The 16,827-nt window shown below is 67.1% G+C and carries 22 protein-coding genes; 21 read left to right on the top strand and 1 reads right to left on the bottom strand.

Annotated features, from left to right (window positions below; translation table 11 throughout):
* The first annotated feature begins 269 nt into the window (after positions 1 to 269).
* The 3 genes from fusA to AB1L88_RS03120 all read left to right on the top strand — a co-directional run bounded on the left by fusA (position 270) and on the right by AB1L88_RS03120 (position 4,368).
* Positions 270 to 2,408, top strand: a complete 2,139-nt coding sequence (gene fusA / locus AB1L88_RS03130) for an elongation factor G (protein WP_367095167.1) — start codon at positions 270 to 272, stop codon at positions 2,406 to 2,408.
* 78 nt (positions 2,409 to 2,486) lie between these two features.
* A complete protein-coding gene (locus tag AB1L88_RS03125) occupies positions 2,487 to 3,155 on the top strand; it encodes a Uma2 family endonuclease (RefSeq protein ID WP_367095166.1) in 669 nt (222 codons plus the stop codon).
* A 31-nt stretch (positions 3,156 to 3,186) separates the two neighbouring features.
* Entirely contained in the window at positions 3,187 to 4,368 is a 1,182-nt protein-coding gene (locus AB1L88_RS03120) for a sialidase family protein (protein WP_367095165.1), read from the top strand.
* A 16-nt stretch (positions 4,369 to 4,384) separates the two neighbouring features.
* Here the strand turns inward: AB1L88_RS03120 and AB1L88_RS03115 are convergent, their stop codons facing one another.
* Positions 4,385 to 4,993 carry a Uma2 family endonuclease gene (locus AB1L88_RS03115; protein ID WP_367095164.1) on the bottom strand — a complete coding sequence of 203 codons (609 nt, stop codon included), beginning with the start codon at positions 4,991 to 4,993 and terminating at the stop codon, positions 4,385 to 4,387.
* 368 nt (positions 4,994 to 5,361) lie between these two features.
* Here AB1L88_RS03115 and AB1L88_RS03110 point away from each other — a divergent pair, with 368 nt between their 5' ends.
* From AB1L88_RS03110 to rplR, 18 genes are all read left to right on the top strand, one after another.
* Complete coding sequence (locus AB1L88_RS03110) at positions 5,362 to 6,384, top strand: carbon-nitrogen hydrolase family protein (protein ID WP_367095163.1); 1,023 nt, start codon at positions 5,362 to 5,364, stop codon at positions 6,382 to 6,384.
* Positions 6,385 to 6,634: 250 nt separating this feature from the next.
* Positions 6,635 to 6,967 carry a 30S ribosomal protein S10 gene (rpsJ, locus tag AB1L88_RS03105; RefSeq protein WP_367095162.1) on the top strand — a complete coding sequence of 111 codons (333 nt, stop codon included), beginning with the start codon at positions 6,635 to 6,637 and terminating at the stop codon, positions 6,965 to 6,967.
* A gap of 228 nt (positions 6,968 to 7,195) precedes the next feature.
* Positions 7,196 to 7,828 (top strand): 50S ribosomal protein L3, encoded by a 633-nt coding sequence (gene rplC / locus AB1L88_RS03100; RefSeq protein WP_367095161.1) that lies wholly within the window; start codon positions 7,196 to 7,198, stop codon positions 7,826 to 7,828.
* 449 nt (positions 7,829 to 8,277) lie between these two features.
* A complete protein-coding gene (gene rplD, locus AB1L88_RS03095; RefSeq protein ID WP_367095160.1) occupies positions 8,278 to 9,030 on the top strand; it encodes a 50S ribosomal protein L4 in 753 nt (250 codons plus the stop codon).
* 73 nt (positions 9,031 to 9,103) lie between these two features.
* On the top strand, positions 9,104 to 9,430 hold the full coding sequence (rplW, locus tag AB1L88_RS03090) for a 50S ribosomal protein L23 (RefSeq protein WP_367095159.1): 327 nt from the start codon (positions 9,104 to 9,106) through the stop codon (positions 9,428 to 9,430).
* A 122-nt stretch (positions 9,431 to 9,552) separates the two neighbouring features.
* Positions 9,553 to 10,413 (top strand): 50S ribosomal protein L2, encoded by an 861-nt coding sequence (gene rplB / locus AB1L88_RS03085; protein WP_367095158.1) that lies wholly within the window; start codon positions 9,553 to 9,555, stop codon positions 10,411 to 10,413.
* Between the two features lie 119 nt (positions 10,414 to 10,532).
* Positions 10,533 to 10,808 (top strand): 30S ribosomal protein S19, encoded by a 276-nt coding sequence (gene rpsS / locus AB1L88_RS03080; RefSeq protein WP_152052680.1) that lies wholly within the window; start codon positions 10,533 to 10,535, stop codon positions 10,806 to 10,808.
* A gap of 128 nt (positions 10,809 to 10,936) precedes the next feature.
* A complete protein-coding gene (gene rplV / locus AB1L88_RS03075; RefSeq protein ID WP_367095157.1) occupies positions 10,937 to 11,344 on the top strand; it encodes a 50S ribosomal protein L22 in 408 nt (135 codons plus the stop codon).
* A gap of 52 nt (positions 11,345 to 11,396) precedes the next feature.
* A complete protein-coding gene (gene rpsC / locus AB1L88_RS03070) occupies positions 11,397 to 12,101 on the top strand; it encodes a 30S ribosomal protein S3 (RefSeq protein WP_367095156.1) in 705 nt (234 codons plus the stop codon).
* Complete coding sequence (rplP, locus tag AB1L88_RS03065) at positions 12,040 to 12,462, top strand: 50S ribosomal protein L16 (protein ID WP_367095155.1); 423 nt, start codon at positions 12,040 to 12,042, stop codon at positions 12,460 to 12,462. Before rpsC ends, rplP begins: the two co-directional genes overlap by 62 nt.
* A 26-nt stretch (positions 12,463 to 12,488) precedes the next feature.
* On the top strand, positions 12,489 to 12,713 hold the full coding sequence (gene rpmC, locus AB1L88_RS03060) for a 50S ribosomal protein L29 (RefSeq protein ID WP_367095154.1): 225 nt from the start codon (positions 12,489 to 12,491) through the stop codon (positions 12,711 to 12,713).
* A 77-nt stretch (positions 12,714 to 12,790) separates the two neighbouring features.
* On the top strand, positions 12,791 to 13,171 hold the full coding sequence (gene rpsQ, locus AB1L88_RS03055; RefSeq protein WP_367095153.1) for a 30S ribosomal protein S17: 381 nt from the start codon (positions 12,791 to 12,793) through the stop codon (positions 13,169 to 13,171).
* Positions 13,172 to 13,370: 199 nt separating this feature from the next.
* Positions 13,371 to 13,751 (top strand): 50S ribosomal protein L14, encoded by a 381-nt coding sequence (gene rplN / locus AB1L88_RS03050; RefSeq protein ID WP_152052686.1) that lies wholly within the window; start codon positions 13,371 to 13,373, stop codon positions 13,749 to 13,751.
* Positions 13,752 to 13,885: 134 nt separating this feature from the next.
* The gene (gene rplX, locus AB1L88_RS03045; protein ID WP_367095152.1) at positions 13,886 to 14,239 is read left to right on the top strand and encodes a 50S ribosomal protein L24; all 354 of its coding nucleotides are present in this window, start codon (positions 13,886 to 13,888) and stop codon (positions 14,237 to 14,239) included.
* Between the two features lie 196 nt (positions 14,240 to 14,435).
* Entirely contained in the window at positions 14,436 to 14,996 is a 561-nt protein-coding gene (rplE, locus tag AB1L88_RS03040) for a 50S ribosomal protein L5 (protein ID WP_367095151.1), read from the top strand.
* 147 nt (positions 14,997 to 15,143) lie between these two features.
* Entirely contained in the window at positions 15,144 to 15,539 is a 396-nt protein-coding gene (rpsH, locus tag AB1L88_RS03035; RefSeq protein WP_367095150.1) for a 30S ribosomal protein S8, read from the top strand.
* Positions 15,540 to 15,602: 63 nt separating this feature from the next.
* Positions 15,603 to 16,151 carry a 50S ribosomal protein L6 gene (gene rplF, locus AB1L88_RS03030; RefSeq protein WP_367095149.1) on the top strand — a complete coding sequence of 183 codons (549 nt, stop codon included), beginning with the start codon at positions 15,603 to 15,605 and terminating at the stop codon, positions 16,149 to 16,151.
* A gap of 248 nt (positions 16,152 to 16,399) precedes the next feature.
* A complete protein-coding gene (gene rplR, locus AB1L88_RS03025; RefSeq protein WP_367095148.1) occupies positions 16,400 to 16,777 on the top strand; it encodes a 50S ribosomal protein L18 in 378 nt (125 codons plus the stop codon).
* Positions 16,778 to 16,827 lie beyond the last annotated feature (50 nt).

The following is a 16,827-nucleotide window of genomic DNA, read 5'->3' as shown; positions in this document are numbered from 1 at the left end:
CCCGCTCCCGACGGGGACGCCGGGGGGCGTGACGGTGTGACTCCTCGGATTGTACCGGCCCGGGAAGGGTGCGGGCGTGTCTCCCCTGGGCGGGACGGGCCGTGGTCGGCTATCCTGGGAGTCCTCTCCCTGAGAGCGGTTGCCTGTGCAAGCACGCCGTTTGGCCTGCCGTTGCTCCTTCGCATCCGCCGACGGCATCGCATCGCATTGCCTCGCCCCGCTTCGCATCGCTCTGCATCGCATCGCCTTGCCCCGAAGGACGGCCCATCATGGACAGCGACGGACAACCAAGCCCCCTGGCCTCGATCCGCAACATCGGCATCGTCGCCCACATCGACGCCGGCAAGACGACCACCACCGAACGCATCCTCTATTACACCGGCGAGATCCACCGGATGGGGGACGTGGACAAGGGGAGCACGACGACCGACTACCTGCAGGAAGAACGCGAGCGAGGCATCACGATCGTCGCCGCCGCCATCTCCTGCAAGTGGAAGGACGCGCAGGGCGATCCGATCACGGTCAACATCATCGACACGCCCGGGCACGTCGACTTCACGGCCGAGGTCGAGCGCTCGCTCCGCGTGCTCGACGGCGCCGTGGTCGTCTTCTCGGCCGTCGAGGGGGTCGAGGCCCAGAGCGAGACCGTCTGGCGGCAGGCCGACAAGTACCACGTCCCCCGCATCTGCTTCATCAACAAGATGGACCGGATCGGGGCCGAGTTCGAGCGCGTCTACGACGAGATCCGCGAGCGCCTGGCCGGGCACCCGATCCCGGTGATGATCCCGATCGGCTCCGGGCCCGAGGGGAACCCCGACCAGTTCCAGGGGCTCATCGACCTGATCGAGCAGAAGGCCCTCTACTACCAGACCGAGGACCTCGGCTCGACGATCACCGAGCAAGCGATCCCCGACGAGCTGCGCGACACGTTCGACCACTGGCGCGAGACGATGCTCGACCAGCTCAGCGAGTTCGACGAGACCTTCGCCGAGCACTACATGATGGCGCTCGAAGGCGAGCCGCTGACCCCCGACATGATCCGCGCCGGCCTCCGCCGCGCCACGCTGACCGGCAAGGCCCAGCCGGTCCTCTGCGGGTCGAGCTTCAAGTACGTCGGCGTTCAGCGCCTGCTCGACGCGGTCGTCTCGTACCTGCCGAGCCCCCTGGAAGTCCCCGCGGTCAAGGGGGAGCACCCCAAGAGCGGCGACGAGCTCGAGCGTCCGCCCGACCCGAAGGCCCCCTTCTCCGGCCTCGTCTTCAAGATCACGCACGATGCGCACGGCGACCTGTCGTTCGTCCGCGTCTACTCGGGCATCCTCAAGTCGAACACCCGGCCGCTCAACCCCGGCCGCAATAAAAAGGAGAACTGCTCAAGGCTCTACCACATCCGCGCCGACGACCGCGAGCAGATCGACCAGGCCCTGGCCGGCGACATCGTCGGCGTGGTCGGCCTGAAGGAGTCGGTCACGGGGGACACGCTCTGCGACCAGCAGCACCCGATCTTGCTGGAGCGGATCGAGTTCCCCGAGACGGTCATCAGCATGGCGATCGAGCCGGTCAGCTCGGCCGACAAGAACAAGCTGGCCGAGGCGCTCGTGGCCCTCGCCCGCGAGGACCCGACGTTCACCTACAAGTTCGACGAGGAGACGGGCGAGACCCTGATCTCGGGCATGGGCGAATTGCACCTGGAGATCATCAAGAACAAGATGCTCCGCGACCTGAAGTTGAAGGTCCGCATCGGCAAGCCCCGCGTCAGCTACCGCGAGACGATCCAGCACGCCGTCAAGGGGATCCACGGCCAGTGCATCCGCCAGACGGGCGGCTCGGGCCTCTATGCGAAGGTCACGATCGACCTGGAGCCGGAGACCCAGCCCAAGGGGGGGCCGGTCGTCCGGTTCGTCAACAAGGCCAAGCCGAACGACGTGCCCACCGAGTTCGTCCGGGCCGTCGAGGCCGCCATCCGCGAGGACGCCAAGTCGGGCGGCATCACCGGCTACCCGCTCGTCGACCTGAAGGTCACCCTGACCGACGGCGACACCCACGAGGTCGACAGCAACGAGCTTGCCTTCGGCTTCGCCGCGACCGACGCCCTGAGCAAGGCGCTCGAGAAGGCCGGGGCCGTCCTGCTCGAACCGATCATGAAGGTCGAGGTCGTCACCCCCGAGGACTTCCTCGGCAACGTCACCGGCGACCTCTCCAGCCGCCGCGCCCTGATCGACAAGACCTACCAGCGCGGCAAGCTCTGGGTCGTCGAGGCCCGCGCCCCGCTCGAACAGATGTTCGGCTACTCGACCGACGTCCGCAGCCTCAGCCAGGGCCGCGCCAGCTACAGCATGGAACCGTTCGACTACGCCCCCGCCCCCGAGGCGATGCTCCGCAAGCTCTCCGGCATGGACGACGAGGACTGATCGCCGCCCGCTCGCCCGCTCGCCTTGACACGCGCTCCCCTGCCCGCCCGCTCGCCCGTTCGAGGAGGACGATCGACGATGGCCACCGCGACCCGCCCCGATCCGACGACGATCCCCGACGACGCGATCGGCACGCCTTCGCCTTCGGTCCCTACGCCGGCCCCGGTCGTCGAGTCCGACGCCCCGGCCGACGACTTCGTGCCGCCGTCGTCGAGCGACATGCTGTTCGAGGTGATTGATGGTGTCGTGGTGGAGTGCCCGCTGATGGGGAACCGAGGACAGGATCTGGCGAACGTGCTGGCCCAAGAGATGATGCTGCACGTCGCGCCGAGGGCCCTCGGCCGCGTGTTCGTCGAGATGCTCTTCCGGCTCCGGAAGGAGAGCCGCAATCGTCGTCGGCCGGATATCGCCTTCGTGTCGGCGGCGAAGTGGCCGGTGGGCAAGCGAGTCCCCGACGGAAACGCCTGGGAGATGGCCCCCGACCTGGCGGTCGAGGTCGTCAGCCCCTCCGACCTGGCCGAGGCGCTCGACCGCAAGCTCCTCGAATACTTCGAGGCCGGCGTCTCGCTCGTCTGGGTGATTTATCCGGAGACGCGCCGGGTGTTCGTCTTTGCGTCGGCGACGGAGGTCCGCATCCTCTCCGCCTCCGACGAGCTGGACGGCGGCGCGATGATCCCCGGCTTCCGGCTCCCCTTGACGCGGCTCTTCGACGGCGACCCGGGCCCCGGACCGGCCGCGCAATCCTGAACCCTCTCCCCCGTTCCGGAGTCCCCGAACGATGACCCTGTTTGCCCCCCTTGCCCTGCTCGCCTTGCTGGCCCCGAGCGACGAGCCGAAGCCCGACCTCTCGAAGGTCCCCGGCGTGGTGATCGATTACAGCCCGGCCTCGTCGCGGCAGTACATCGGCTCGCCGAGCCTCGCCGTGCTGCCCGACGGCACCTACGTCGCCTCGCACGACTTCTTCGGGCCGGGAAGCTCAAAGGACGTGACGACCGTCTTCGCCTCGAAGGACCGGGGGGAATCGTGGGAGCAGATCGCCACGATCAAGGGGCAATGGTGGTCCACCCTGTTCACCCACCGCGACGCCCTCTACCTGATGGGGACCAGCCGGGAGTACGGCGAAGGCGTCATCCGGCGCTCGACCGACGGCGGCCGATCCTGGACCGAGCCGGTCGATTCCTCCTCCGGCCTTCTTTTGCCCGGCAAGAAGTACCACTGCGCCCCGGTGCCCGTCGTCGAGCACGACGGCCGCCTCTGGCGGGCGATGGAAGACGCCGAAGGCCCCGGCGGCTGGGGCGTCCACTTCCGCGCCTTCATGATGTCGGCCCCGGTCGACGCCGACCTCCTCGACGCCGAGAGCTGGACTTCGAGCAACCGGCTCGGCTCGGATCTCGCGTGGCTCGCCCCGGTCGCCTTCGGCGGCTGGCTCGAAGGCAACGCGGTGGCGACCCCCGAGGGGGAGATGGTGGACATCCTCCGCGTCGACTCGAAGCCCGACCCCGGCTTTGCCGCCGTCGTCCGGATCGGCGAGGACGGCAAGACCGCCTCGTTCGACCCCGAAACCGACTTCATCCGCTTCCCCGGCGGCGCCAAGAAGTTCACGATCCGCTTCGACCCGGAGACGCGGGCGTACTGGTCCCTCACGAACTGGGTTCCTCCCCGGTATGACCTCGGCCAGCCCGGCCGGACCCGCAACACGCTGGCATTGATCGCCTCGACCGACCTCCGCGACTGGCAGGTCCGCGCCGTCGTCCTCCATCACCCTGACGTGACGAAGCACGCCTTTCAGTATGTTGACTGGCTGTTCGAGGGGGACGACCTGATTGTCGTCTCCCGGACCGCCTTCGACGACGGGCTTGGCGGTGCCCACAATGCGCACGACGCCAATGTCATGACCTTCCACCGCATCGAAGGCTTCCGGACCCTCGACGGCATCCCCGACGACCTTGGCGACGATTGAGCGATCGGCCTCCCGGTCACTCCTGGCCGTCCCACAGGTCGGCCGCGGCGAGCAAGGGGGCAAGCACCAGGTCGAACCCCGGGAGTAACGGCGTCCGGTACGTGCCCGACTCGGGGACGATCTGATCCTCCTGGCCCGACCGGCAGACGGTCAGGGTCCTCCGGAACCGATCGACGATCCAGTATTCCCGGACGCCGAGCGCCAGGTATTCGCCTCGCTTCTCGACGTAATCCCGCTGCCGGTTCCGCTTCCCGGCCGAGACGAACTCGACGACGATCGTCGGCACGTCTGCCTTGACCTTCGGCAGCCTCCCCAGGCCGGCCCAGATGAGCCGGTCGGCCCGCCTCCGGCTGTCGAGCGTCCGGACGTATTGCTCCATCAAGGAGTAGTCGAGCGTCCCGCCCTGGGGATGCTGTTCCCGATAGTTCAGCAACCAGTGCCCCAGCAACTCGTTGGGGCCGGTCTCTTGCGGCAGGGGGACGGGTGTCACGACGAGAATCCCGTGAATCAGTTCGTATTTGTAGTCCTCGTCCCACTCCTCGACGGCATCGAATTCCTCGGGGGTCATTCGGGTGCCGGCCAGGGCGAGGCTCAGGACGGGAGGGGACTCGGTCGCCAGGCTCATCGGCGGGGCTCCGCAAGGACGGGTTCGTCAGATGCCTGTATGATCGGGGACCCCTGCCCGGTCGTCAATCGTTCGGGCGAGGCGGGTGACGCGTCGACCCGGCCGCGCATGCCATCGCCCGACCGGCCCGGGGGAGTGCCAGTCGGGTTTGTCCCAGCCGGCGTTTGAGCCGGATCCGATGGGCCGCTACAACGTCTCAATCCCCAACCAGGCCGCGAGCGAGAGTCAGAGCGCGATTCCATGCGAGGAGCGTTCGGGCAATTCCGAATGGCTCCCCGCCGCCTCCTGCCGATGATCGTCCCGAAGCGAGTCGCATCACCGTCCCACGCCGATTCCCAAGGTGACCCCGTCGTCCCGAGAGACACGTCATGGAGCCTTCCGAACTGCCCGCCGGCGGCCCGACCCTGATCCAGCCCTCGGAACGGATCGAGGAATTTCTCGTCATCGAGCGGAAATTCTCGGAGTACGACCACTTCCTCTCGATCGGCCTGGCGAACATCGCCGCCGTCGTGCCGGGCATCGAGCAGAACAAGGACAAGATCGCCCGGGCCTGCGCCATCTTCAAGGAGCGGGGGGTCAACGTCGCCATCTTCCCCGAATTCTCGCTCTCCGGCTACGTCTGGGACGACGAGCGGTCGTGCCGGCCGTACATCGAACAGTCACGCATGGAAAACCACGTTGACTGGGTCGAACAGGTGATCCGCCCGTTGTTCGACGAGACCTTCATGGCGGTGATCCTCAACGGCTTCCGCCAGGGGTCGAGGGGCGGCCTGCTCAATTCGACCTTCGTGATCGACCGCGCGAGCGACTGGTTCGGCGGCAACAACCGCTACGACAAGATCTTCCTGCCGCCGATCGAGCGTCGCTACACGAAGACGGGCGAGCAGGACCGGCTCGACCTGCAGACGCAATGGGGCCTGTTCGGCTTCACCACCTGCTACGACATCATGTTCTCGCAACTGACCCAGGAATACGCCGTCCTCGATCAGGTCGACGCGATCATCGAGATCGCCTCCTGGCGCTCCTACGCCCGGCGCGACTACCCCTTGATGAACGTCGGCACCGATACCTACTACGGCGACCTCTGGGACATGGTGCTCGCCGCCAAGGCCGGCATCCACCAGATCTGGATGATTGCCTGCAACGCCGTCGGGGTCCACGGCGTCAGCAATGCGAAGTTCTGGGGAGGCTCGGGGCTCTGGGCGCCTTCGGGGTTGAAGCTGATCCAGGCGTCGCGCTTCAACGAGGAACTGCTCGTGATCCACAACATCGACATCAAGGGGCAGCGCCAGTTGGAGATCGACGACTTCAACTACGCCATGGATTTCGACGCCATCTACCAGCCGATCCACGGCAAACGCGCCTTCACGCGGATCCGAGGCGGCGAGTGATCGGCCGGGTCCCATCGCCGGGGGCCCCGGGGCGGGTCTCACGCACCGCCGATCCCCGATCAGACAGGCGATCCGGCCCGCAGGATCGCGGAAATCCGACGCCGATCCGTAAAATTCGGCGCAACCTGATTGACGGGCGGTCTTGAGGACGATACCATCTGACTTTCCCCGTGGTTGAGTTGCACAAACAGATCCGATCAGCCGGACGAGCGAGCGTCGGCGATTCGTAGCGCGTGAAGGATAACGACCCGTGGCGGGCATGAGCAACGAACGTATCCGGATCCGGATGGAAGCGTACGATCACACCATCTTGGATCAATCGGCCAAGGACATCGTCGAAACCGCCAAGCGGACCGAGGCGATCGTCCACGGACCGATCCCGCTGCCGACGCGTATCGAACGATACACCGTGTTGCGCAGTCCGCACATCGACAAGAAGTCGCGAGAGCAGTTCGAGATTCGCACGCACAAGCGGCTGATCGACATCGTGCAACCCACCAACAAGACGATCGACGCCCTGAACAAGCTCAGCTTGCCGGCGGGCGTTGATATCAAGATCAAGGCCGGGCCCTCCGGGTCCTGAGCCGGGTCGCATTCGCGGCGACGTCTCGCCAGGCGACGAGGGTGGGCCTCTCCGGCCCCCTCCTCAGTGCCGATGGGTCGAGGCCGCCGGCACCACGGGGGCACGGGTCGCCCGAAAGGCAGCTCGTGCCCGTTCGCGTGTTGACCGGGCCGCGGGCCGAGGGGGGCCCGTCGGTGCCGCGAGTGGGCTCGTTTGATCCACTGAATTCGAGACGGAGCAAGACCAGAGATGAATGTCGGGTTGCTGGGTCGCAAGGTCGGGATGACCCAGATCTTTGAAGACGACGGCACGGTTGTGCCCGTGACCGTCATCGAGTGCGGCCCTTGCACCGTGTTGCAAGTGCGCACCGCCGAACGCGACGGCTACCACGCCCTTCAGCTTGGTTTTGCCGACAAGAAGCGCAAGAACGCCTCGCAGGCCGAGCGGGGCCATGCCCGCAAGGTCGACGCCGAGCCGAAGCGGTTCATCCGCGAGATTCGGCAGGAGGACGCGGTCGACGTCACCGAGGGGACCACCCTGAACGTCGACCTGTTCGCCGAGATTCCCAGCGTCGACGTGATCGGCACGAGCAAGGGGCGCGGCTACTCGGGCGTCATGAAGCGGCACGGCTTCCGCGGGCTCCGCGCCACGCACGGCGTGCAGCGGATGCACCGGCACCCCGGCTCCTCCGGTGCCTCGGCCGACCCCTCCCGCGTCTTCAAGGGGGTCAAGAAGCCCGGCCAGTTCGGGAACGCCCGCGTCACCGTGCGGAACCTGAAGGTCGTGCGAGTCGACTCCGAGAACAACCTCTTGCTGGTCCGGGGCGCCGTCCCCGGCTACAACGGTGCCTTTGTGGTCGTTCGCCAGACGAACGCCGTGTGATCGATCGCTCGGACAGGCGGCCGTCCGACGTTTTCGTCGGCTAATCGCACCGAACGCGGTGTCGCGACCCAAGGAGCGTGGCTCAGTACCAGCTCACCTCCTTTCACGGGAACCGCCTGAAACCGGCCGACTCGATCCTATCCTGCCTTCCGTTTCAGCTCGGCGCCTGGCTCGCCGGGCCTTCGCAGTCTGCACAAGCCTCCGACCCTGGGATTCGATGGGCTGCTGTTCGCTTCGGAACCTCGGACACAGGCCCCACGGTCCCGGTCACGCGTTTCTTTTTCGATTGGTTTGACTTCTTCGTTTCGTTTTCGGATCGAACTTCGAGGCCCGGGGCCTTCCCGCTCGGATTCGACTCGCCCCGCCGGCCGCCGGGCCGCTGTTCCCCGGTCGAGTCGATGGGCGGGTCAGGCCGGCGAACCGGACCGCCTTGCATTGGATCAATGACGATGCTGACCGTCCCCATCTACAACACGTCCGGCGAGCAGGTGGGCGAAGAGTCCATCGATCCGGCCGACTTCGGTGGCAAGATCAACAAGCAACTCTTGCACGACGTCGTCCTGATGCACCTGGCCAACCGCCGGGTCGGCACCGTCAACACCCGGGGCCGCTCCGACGTCGCCGGCTCGACCAAGAAGATGTACCGCCAGAAGGGCACCGGCAACGCCCGGATGGGTGCCAAGCGGACCAACAAGCGGGTCGGCGGCGGCTCCGCTTTTGCCCGGCGGAACCGAGACTACTCGTACCGCCTGCCCAAGAAGGCCGTCCGCCTGGCCATCCGCATGGCCGTGCTCTCGAAGTTCCAGGACGGCCAGGTGCTCGTCCTCTCGGGCCTCGACCTCGGTCAGACCCCGAAGACCAAGGACGTCGCCCGCATCCTCCGGTCGATCCGGCGCCCCGACCTGCCCGCCGAGGCCCAGCCGGTCGACGGCGAGTCGAAGCGCGACGCCCTTCGCCGGACCCTCGACGGCCGCAAGATCCTCATCGGCACCGCCGAGTACGACCCCTTGCTCTACCGGGGGGCCCGGAACCTCCCCGGCGTCAAGGTCGCCCCGGTGGCCGAGTTCAACACCTACGACGTCCTCCGCCAGCGCTACCTGGTGCTGACGCCCGAGGCGCTGGCCTCCCTCAAGGAGCGGGCCAAGGAGAAGATCCGTCGCCGCCCCGAATCGGAGCTCGTCACCGCCTCCGCGGCCGGCTGACGCGTTTCGCCCGGTCGCTTTTTGAACCAAATCGTGAACTGAATCGCCGAACGCCCCGAGGTCTCGCAGGACAATGGTCACCCTCCGCCGCCCCCCCCAGTACGAGCGGCCCGGCCCGAAGCTGGAGCCCTATCAGGTCATCCTGCGGCCCTTGATCACCGAGAAGGCCACCCAGGTCGCCGAGCGTCACAACGCCTACGCGTTCGAAGTGCACCAGATGGCCACCAAGACCGAGATCAAGCAGGCCGTCGAGACCCTCTTCAACGTCCAGGTCGAGAACGTCCGGACCCAGAACCGCAAGTCGGTCACCCGGCGCTATCGCCTGAAGCTCGGCCGCACCAAGAGCTGGAAGAAGGCTGTCGTCACGCTCAAGGACGATTATCGGATCGATTTCTTCTGATCCTTGGCCTGCGATCCGCCTTCGGCCCTCGGGCCATCGCCCAACCCCCCGCACACGCAACGAGCACAACGGAATCGGTTTCCCCGCCGCCGGCGGCCTGAAGGGAAAGAAACGAGATTGTCATGGGCATCCGCGTCTACAAGCCGACCAGCCCCGGGCGCCGCAACGCCTCGGTCAGCGACTTCTCCGAGCTGACCGACAAGAAGAAGAAGCCCGAGAAGCGCCTGACCGAACCGCTGCCGAAGACCGGCGGCCGGAACAACCAGGGCAAGATCACCGTCCGGCACCGCGGCGGCGGCCACAAGCGTCTCTATCGGATCATCGACTGGAAGCGGAACGATCGCGACGGCCAGCCGGCCCAGGTCACTCACATCGAGTACGACCCGAACCGCTCGGCCCGGATCGCCCTGATCCAGTTCGAGGACGGCACGAAGCGTTACATCATCGCCCCCGAGGGGCTGACCGCCGGCATGACCGTCGTCACCGGCCCGGACGCCGAGCCGAAGGTCGGCAACTGCCTCCCCTTGGCCAAGATCCCGACCGGCATGGTCATCCACAACATCGAGATGCAGCCCGGCGGCGGCGCCAAGATGTGCCGGTCGGCCGGCACCAGCGCCACCCTGACCGCCCGGGAATCGACCTGGGCCCAGCTGACCCTCCCCTCCGGCGAGGTCCGCCGCGTGCCGGTCATGTGCCGGGCGACGATCGGCCCGGTCGGCAACTCCGATCACATGAACATCACCCTGGGCAAGGCCGGCCGCAAGCGATGGCTCGGCCGCCGGCCCCACGTCCGGGGCACGGCCATGAACCCGATCGACCACCCGATGGGCGGCGGCGAGGGGCGCACCTCCGGCGGCCGCCACCCGTGCTCGCCGACCGGCCTGCCGGCCAAGGGCGGCAAGACCCGCAAGCGCCGCAAGCCGTCGAACTCGGCCATCATCCGCCGCCGCAAGAGTGTCCGATACGGTCAGTTGAAGATCTGATTGGCAGTCGGCAGGAGGCGCTCGGCAGCCCGGGACCGGACTGCGGCCTCCTGTCTTGTTCCGGTTTCTTTCCTGCCTGCTGCCTACCGCCTCCTGCTTACTGACGAGAGAAAAAGGTCATGGGACGTTCGCTCAAAAAAGGCCCCTACGTCGACGAGCGGCTGCTGGAGAAGGTCGAAAAGGCCGAAACCAGCGGCGCCCGGGCACCGATCCGGACCTGGTCGCGTGCCTGCACCATCGTGCCCGAGTTCATCGGCAAGAACTTCGAGGTGCACAACGGCAAGGTCTTCACCAAGGTTTACATCACCGAGGACATGGTCGGGCACAAGCTCGGCGAGTTCTCCCCGACCCGCACCTTCCGGGGCCACGGCGGCAAGTCGAAGGGCAAGCGTTAAGTTCTCCCAACACGTGAGATCGCGAGCGACCGCCTCGCGGCACGGAGCGTAGCGTAGGGCCGGTTCAACCGGCCGCCACTCACAACAGCTGATGGCCGGCCCCCCGGCCCTACGGGAATCGATCGACGATGAAGACCCAGAGCCCCTACCCCTACAAGGCCTCCCACCGGTTCGCCCGGATGTCGGTCCTGAAGATCCGCAAGATCCTCGACCTGATCCGGGGCAAGTACGCCGACGAGGCGCTGCAGATCCTCAAGTACCTCCCCCACCGAGGGGCCCGGTACACCGAGAAGGTGCTCAAGAGCGCCATGGCCAACGCCGAGGACCAGGGGGTCCGCAACCCCGGCGACCTGATCGTCGCCGACGCCCGGGGCGACGGCGCCGCGATGTTCAAGCGACTCATGCCCCGGGCCCGGGGCATGGCCCACTTGATCCGCCGCCGGAGCTGCCACATCACCATCGGCCTGGCCGACCTCGAGACCGCCCTCGCCGGGCCCGAGGCCGCCCGCCAGCCCGCCGAAGACGCCGCCGAGTGACCCCGGACCCCATCCCCTTTGGCCATCCTTTTCGTAGGACCGGACCTTTCCCATGGGACAGAAGATTCATCCGACCGGCTTCCGCATCGGCGTCATGGAAGACTGGCGCAGTCGCTGGTACGCCGGCAAGGCCGAGTTCAAGGACCTCCTCGTCGAGGATTTCAAGGTCCGGAAATACATCAAGAAGAAGTACAGCTACGCCGGCATCCCCAAGATCGAGATCGAGCGCACCCGAGACGCCGTCGTCGTCTTGCTGCACACCGCCCGCCCGGGCGTGATCATCGGCCGCAAGGGGGCCGAGGTCGAGAAGCTCCAGGAGGAGCTGCAGAACCTCACCGGCCGCCGCATTGAGATCAAGATCGTCGAGGTCAACCGCCCCGAGATCGACGCCCAGCTCGTCGCCGAGGACATCGCCGAGCAGCTGGGCAAGCGGGCCAGCTTCCGCCGCACCATGAAGCGGACGCTGGACAACACGATGGACGCCGGCGCCAAGGGGGTCAAGATCCGCCTCTCGGGCCGCCTCGGCGGGGCCGAGATGTCCCGGACCGAGAAGGCCGCCGCCGGCTCGATCCCGCTGTCGACCTTGCGGGCCAAAGTCGATTACGGATTCGCCGAAGCCCGCACGCCCCAGGGGCACATCGGCGTCAAGGTATGGGTCCACCAGGGCGACTATCTGAAGATGGAGGCTGGCACCGATGGCCATGATGCCCAAGCGGGTCAAGTATCGAAAAAGCCAAAAAGGTCGCGTAAAAGGTAATGCGACCCGGGGCAACTACGTTGCCTTCGGCGAGTACGGCCTGCAAACCCTCGAGCCCGGCCGCGTCAGCGCCGAGGTGCTCGAAGCCAGCCGGATGGTCCTCTCCCGGGCCGTCCGGGGCAGCGGCGGCAAGCTCTACATCCGGGTCTTCCCGCACAAGAGCATCACCTCGATCCCGGCCGAGACCCGCATGGGTAAAGGCAAGGGCGAAGTCGATTTCTGGGCCGCGATCGTCAAGCCCGGCACCGTCCTGTTCGAGGTCGCCGGCATCTCCGAATCCCGGGCCCGGGCCGCCTTCGCCCGAGTGGCCTACAAGCTGCCCGTGACCTGCCGGTTCGTCTCCCGCCGGCCGACGCTCTGAGCCAACGCCCACAGGACCCGCGAACCATGCCCAAGACCAAAGCCGCCGACCTGCACGACAAAGACGACGAGCAGTTGACCCTGATGCTCAAGGAGACGCAGGAGCAGATCTTCCGGCTCCGCGTCCAGAGCTCGACCGAACGGCTCGAGGCCCCGAGCGAACTGCTCAAGGCCCGGCGAGACATCGCTCGGATCAAGACCATCCTCCGGCTCCGAGAGCTGAAGGCCGAGACCCAGGCCTCGTCCTCCTGAGCGGACCCCCCGTTTTCTCCTCCGTCTGCCAGTGCACCCGACTTCGTCTCCTCTTTTTTGGAAATGACAATCAGCCGATGAGCGATCCGACGACGACTCCCCCGACCCAGACCCCGCGGCCCCGCGGTCGGCGCAAGGTCGAGATCGGGACGGTCACCTCCGACAAGATGGACAAGACCCGACGCGTCGAGGTCTCTCGCCTCGTCCCGCATCCGAAGTACGGCAAGTACCAGAAGCACCGGACCGTCTGCTACGTCCACGACGAGCAGAACGAGACCCGCGTGGGCGACCTCGTCGAGATCATCGAGACCCGGCCGCTCTCGAAGTCCAAGCGCTGGCGCCTGCTCCGGATCGTCCGCAAGGCGCCCGCCCACGAAGAGGCCGACGCCCGCAAGGCCGTGCTCGACGCCCAGGCCAACGCCGAGGCCGAATCGGCCCCGGGACAGGCCGACGCCTGACCCGAGGCCCCGGCCGCCGATCAATCCCCCCGATGCGGGCCGATGGGCCTCCCCAGGCCCGTCCGGCCCCCGCATCGTTTCCGTTTCCTCGTGTGCTTACTTGCGTGACCGTTCCCGCTGACCCGATCGTTCGGAGACTCGTGGGCCGCCGGCGTTCGCTGGGGACCGCGGCCGCGACCGTGACTGGGGTTCTCGACCGATGATCCAGATGCAAACCCGGCTCGACGTGGCCGACAACTCCGGTGCCAAGGAAGTCATGTGCTTCAAGGTGCTCGGCGGCTCCGCGTCGCGCTACAAACGACGCACCGCCGGCCTGGCCGATGTCTTCATCGGCAGCGTCAAGAAGGCGACCCCCGGCGGCGACGTCAAGGCCGGCGACGTCGTCCGCTGCGTCGTCGTCCGCACCCGATTCAAGACCCGGCGGCCCGACGGCTCCTACGTCCGGTTCGACCGCAACGCCTGCGTCCTGATCAACAAGGACAACGAGCCCCGCGGCACCCGGATCTTCGGCGCCATCGCCCGAGAGCTGCGCGACAAGCAGTTCATGAAGATCGTCAGCCTGGCCTCCGAGGTCGTCTGACCCGTCCCTCTCGGGTCGCCCGGTCGGCCCGGGTCGTCCGGCCCTCGCCTCGATGTGTATTCCCGATTGACCACCACCCTCCCGGTCATTGATCAGTTCCGAGACGCGGCCCAGACGGGCCGGAGAAGCGAGTCATGAAGGTCCGCAGAGATGACGAAGTCGTGGTCATGACCGGCGACGACAAGGGCACCCGCGCCAAGGTGCTCCGCGTCCTCCCCGAGAAGGGGAAGATCATCGTCGAAGGGGTCAACCTCGTCTACAAGCACGTCAAGCCCAGCCAGCGCAACCCCCAGGGGGGCCGGCTCTCCAAGGAGATGCCGATCGACGCCTCGAACGTCCTGCCCTACTGCCCCTCCTGCAATGCCGCCAGCCGCATCGGCTACCGGATCCTCGACAACGGCCAGAAGGAACGCTTCTGCAAGCGATGCTCCGGCGGCCTCGGGACCCTCGGCCCCCCGAAGCCCTCGCGGGCCAAGGCCCAGTCCTGATCGCTGACCCCTGACCGGACCCGGTCCCCCTCCTCCCTCGGCCCGCTGGACCGATCCGAAGGGCGTGCCGGGGAATCGACGGTCGGTCTCGATTGACGGTTTTCATTCGTTTCGACTCATCATCTCATCGCCCCCCGCCGGCATACGGGAACCGACCGACCCCGATCCCGCGCCGACGGTCAGAGGATCGCCCCCGATGGCTCGCCTGTTTGACGAATACCAGAACACCATCGCCAAGGCGATGGCCGAGAAGTTCGGCATCACCAATGTCATGGCGATCCCGAAGATCGAGAAGGTCGTGCTGAACATGGGCGTCGGCCGAGCGACCCAGGATAAAGGCATCCTGGACGTCGCCGTCGACACCATGGGCCGGATCGCCGGGCAGAAGCCGGTCGTCACCAAGGCCAAGCAGTCGATCGCCGGCTTCCGGCTCCGGGAAGGCAACGAGATCGGCTGCAAGGTCACCCTGCGTGGCCCGCGGATGTACGAGTTCCTCGACCGCCTGATCAACCTCGTGCTCCCCCGCATCCGCGACTTCCGGGGCGTGAACCCGAACAGCTTCGACGGCAACGGCAACTACACCCTCGGCCTGACCGAGCAGGTGGTCTTCCCCGAGATCGAGGCCGACAAGATCTCCCACACGCTCGGCATGGACATCACCATCGTCACCACGACGCGCAACGACGACCAGGCCCGCGAGCTGCTCCGGGCCTTCGGCATGCCCTTCCGCAAGCCCGGCCAGCAGCGGGCCGGCTGATCGGTCGGATTCGCTTCCGCTTCCCGTACCTTCTTGATCGCGTTTTACTGGACCCCCGCCTCGCCGACCCGCCGGACCTCCCTGCCCCCCGCGTCACCTGCAGGTCCGGCCGAGTTACCCGAGGCGGTTTCGAGGATCGCCCCCGCCATGATGACCGACCCGATCGCCGACATGCTCACCCGCATCCGCAACGCCGTGCGGATCGAGCGCTCCCACGTCGACATGCCCCACTCGAACGAGAAGCGGGGCATCGCCGCCGCCCTGAAGGACGAGGGCTACATCTGGGACTTCGAGGAGATCGACACCGTCCCGGCCAAGACCCTCCGCTTGAACCTGAAGTACGGCCCGAACGGCGAGAAGGTCATCACCAAGATCGACCGCGTGAGCAAGCCCGGCCGCCGGGTCTACTGCGGCTACCGAGACCTGAAGCCGGTGCAGGGCGGCATGGGCGTCCACATCGTCAGCACGCCCAAGGGAATTCTGAGCGACCGCCGCGCCCGGGCCGAGAAGGTCGGCGGCGAGGTGCTGGCCCAGGTCTATTGATCCCCACCCGAGCCCGCGCCCAGCCCTCACCACCCCCTTCGATCACCGTCCCGGAGCCCAGCCATGTCCCGAATCGGTCGCCAACCGATCCCCGTCCCCGACGCCGTCAAGATCAACCTGGCCGGCTCGACCATCGAGGTCGAGGGCCCCAAGGGGAAGCTCTCGTTCACCTTCCGCGAGGAGATGAGCGTCCGCCACGACGCCGACGCCAGGCAGATCACCGTCGAGCGCCCGAACGACGAGCGCCCGGTCAAGGCCCTGCACGGCCTGACGCGCACCCTGATCGCCAACATGATCAAGGGCGTGACCGAAGGCTACACCAAGCGGCTTGAGGTCGTCGGCGTCGGCTACCAGGCCCAGCTCAAGGGGCCGAACACGGTCAACCTCGTCGTCGGCTACGCCAACCAGATCCAGATGCAGGCCCCCGAAGGCGTCACCGTCACCGTCCCCGACGCGACCCACATCCAGATCGCCGGCGCCGACAAGCAGGCCGTGGGCGAGTTCGCCGCCCGCGTCCGACGGGTCCGGCCCCCCGAGCCCTACAAGGGCAAGGGCATCCGCTACGAAGGCGAACAGGTCCGCCGCAAGGCCGGCAAGGCGTTCGGCAAGTAATCTCCCGGGGGTGAGCAAGGCCGACCCGGCGGCACCGCGACCGCGCCCGGCCAGGCGGAATCGGGGACACCGAGCAATGGTCCCCGAGGTCTCCGGCCGGTGGCCCCTTGTCCGTGGCGCCCGCCCCGTTTCGCCCTGCCTCACCCCGCCCCGCTCCGCTCGCATCGCAACCGATTCACACAGAACTCACGAGGGTCGGGTGGCCGGTCGTCATCGGCCGCCCCGAGGGCCCAGGAGGATGATTGGCCGTGAAGGGTAAGAACCACCGACTGCACGTTCAGGGGCAACGGCTCCGCCGCCAGCGGCACGTCCGCAAGAAGCTCTTCGGCTCGACCGAACGCCCTCGCCTGGCGATCTTCCGAAGCTCGAAGCACATCTACGCGCAAATCATCAACGATGACGAGGGCAAGACCCTCGTCTCGGCCGGCACCCTCGAATCGGCGGTCCGGCAGGAGGCCAGCTACGGCGGCAACAAGGCCGCCGCGGCCGTCGTCGGCCGCCTCGTGGCCGAGCGGGCCAAGGCCGCCGGTATTGACAAGGTCTGCTTCGACCGCCGAAGCTACAAGTATCACGGGCGGGTCCAGGCCCTGGCCGACGCCGCCCGAGAGGCCGGCTTGCAGTTCTAATCCCCTTTCGCGAACATCGGGAGCGAGTCGGCAGTAGGCAGTCGGCAGTC

This window comes from Tautonia sp. JC769, from assembly GCF_040717455.1.
In the GTDB taxonomy this organism is placed as follows: Bacteria; Planctomycetota; Planctomycetia; order Isosphaerales; family Isosphaeraceae; genus Tautonia.
Note: the sequence above shows the minus strand (reverse complement) of the source record. Positions and strands in the feature narration are given on the sequence as shown.

Excerpts from the sequence above, each read along its gene's own strand:
- fusA (WP_367095167.1), top strand. The coding sequence starts at position 270 with ATGGACAGCGACGGACAACCAAGCCCCCTGGCCTCGATCCGCAACATC.
- AB1L88_RS03125 (WP_367095166.1), top strand. The coding sequence starts at position 2,487 with ATGGCCACCGCGACCCGCCCCGATCCGACGACGATCCCCGACGACGCG.
- AB1L88_RS03120 (WP_367095165.1), top strand. The coding sequence starts at position 3,187 with ATGACCCTGTTTGCCCCCCTTGCCCTGCTCGCCTTGCTGGCCCCGAGC.
- AB1L88_RS03115 (WP_367095164.1), bottom strand. The coding sequence starts at position 4,993 with ATGAGCCTGGCGACCGAGTCCCCTCCCGTCCTGAGCCTCGCCCTGGCC.
- AB1L88_RS03110 (WP_367095163.1), top strand. The coding sequence starts at position 5,362 with ATGGAGCCTTCCGAACTGCCCGCCGGCGGCCCGACCCTGATCCAGCCC.
- rplC (WP_367095161.1), top strand. The coding sequence starts at position 7,196 with ATGAATGTCGGGTTGCTGGGTCGCAAGGTCGGGATGACCCAGATCTTT.
- rplD (WP_367095160.1), top strand. The coding sequence starts at position 8,278 with ATGCTGACCGTCCCCATCTACAACACGTCCGGCGAGCAGGTGGGCGAA.
- rplW (WP_367095159.1), top strand. The coding sequence starts at position 9,104 with ATGGTCACCCTCCGCCGCCCCCCCCAGTACGAGCGGCCCGGCCCGAAG.
- rplB (WP_367095158.1), top strand. The coding sequence starts at position 9,553 with ATGGGCATCCGCGTCTACAAGCCGACCAGCCCCGGGCGCCGCAACGCC.
- rpsS (WP_152052680.1), top strand. The coding sequence starts at position 10,533 with ATGGGACGTTCGCTCAAAAAAGGCCCCTACGTCGACGAGCGGCTGCTG.
- rplV (WP_367095157.1), top strand. The coding sequence starts at position 10,937 with ATGAAGACCCAGAGCCCCTACCCCTACAAGGCCTCCCACCGGTTCGCC.
- rpsC (WP_367095156.1), top strand. The coding sequence starts at position 11,397 with ATGGGACAGAAGATTCATCCGACCGGCTTCCGCATCGGCGTCATGGAA.
- rplP (WP_367095155.1), top strand. The coding sequence starts at position 12,040 with ATGGCCATGATGCCCAAGCGGGTCAAGTATCGAAAAAGCCAAAAAGGT.
- rpmC (WP_367095154.1), top strand. The coding sequence starts at position 12,489 with ATGCCCAAGACCAAAGCCGCCGACCTGCACGACAAAGACGACGAGCAG.
- rpsQ (WP_367095153.1), top strand. The coding sequence starts at position 12,791 with ATGAGCGATCCGACGACGACTCCCCCGACCCAGACCCCGCGGCCCCGC.
- rplN (WP_152052686.1), top strand. The coding sequence starts at position 13,371 with ATGATCCAGATGCAAACCCGGCTCGACGTGGCCGACAACTCCGGTGCC.
- rplX (WP_367095152.1), top strand. The coding sequence starts at position 13,886 with ATGAAGGTCCGCAGAGATGACGAAGTCGTGGTCATGACCGGCGACGAC.
- rplE (WP_367095151.1), top strand. The coding sequence starts at position 14,436 with ATGGCTCGCCTGTTTGACGAATACCAGAACACCATCGCCAAGGCGATG.
- rpsH (WP_367095150.1), top strand. The coding sequence starts at position 15,144 with ATGATGACCGACCCGATCGCCGACATGCTCACCCGCATCCGCAACGCC.
- rplF (WP_367095149.1), top strand. The coding sequence starts at position 15,603 with ATGTCCCGAATCGGTCGCCAACCGATCCCCGTCCCCGACGCCGTCAAG.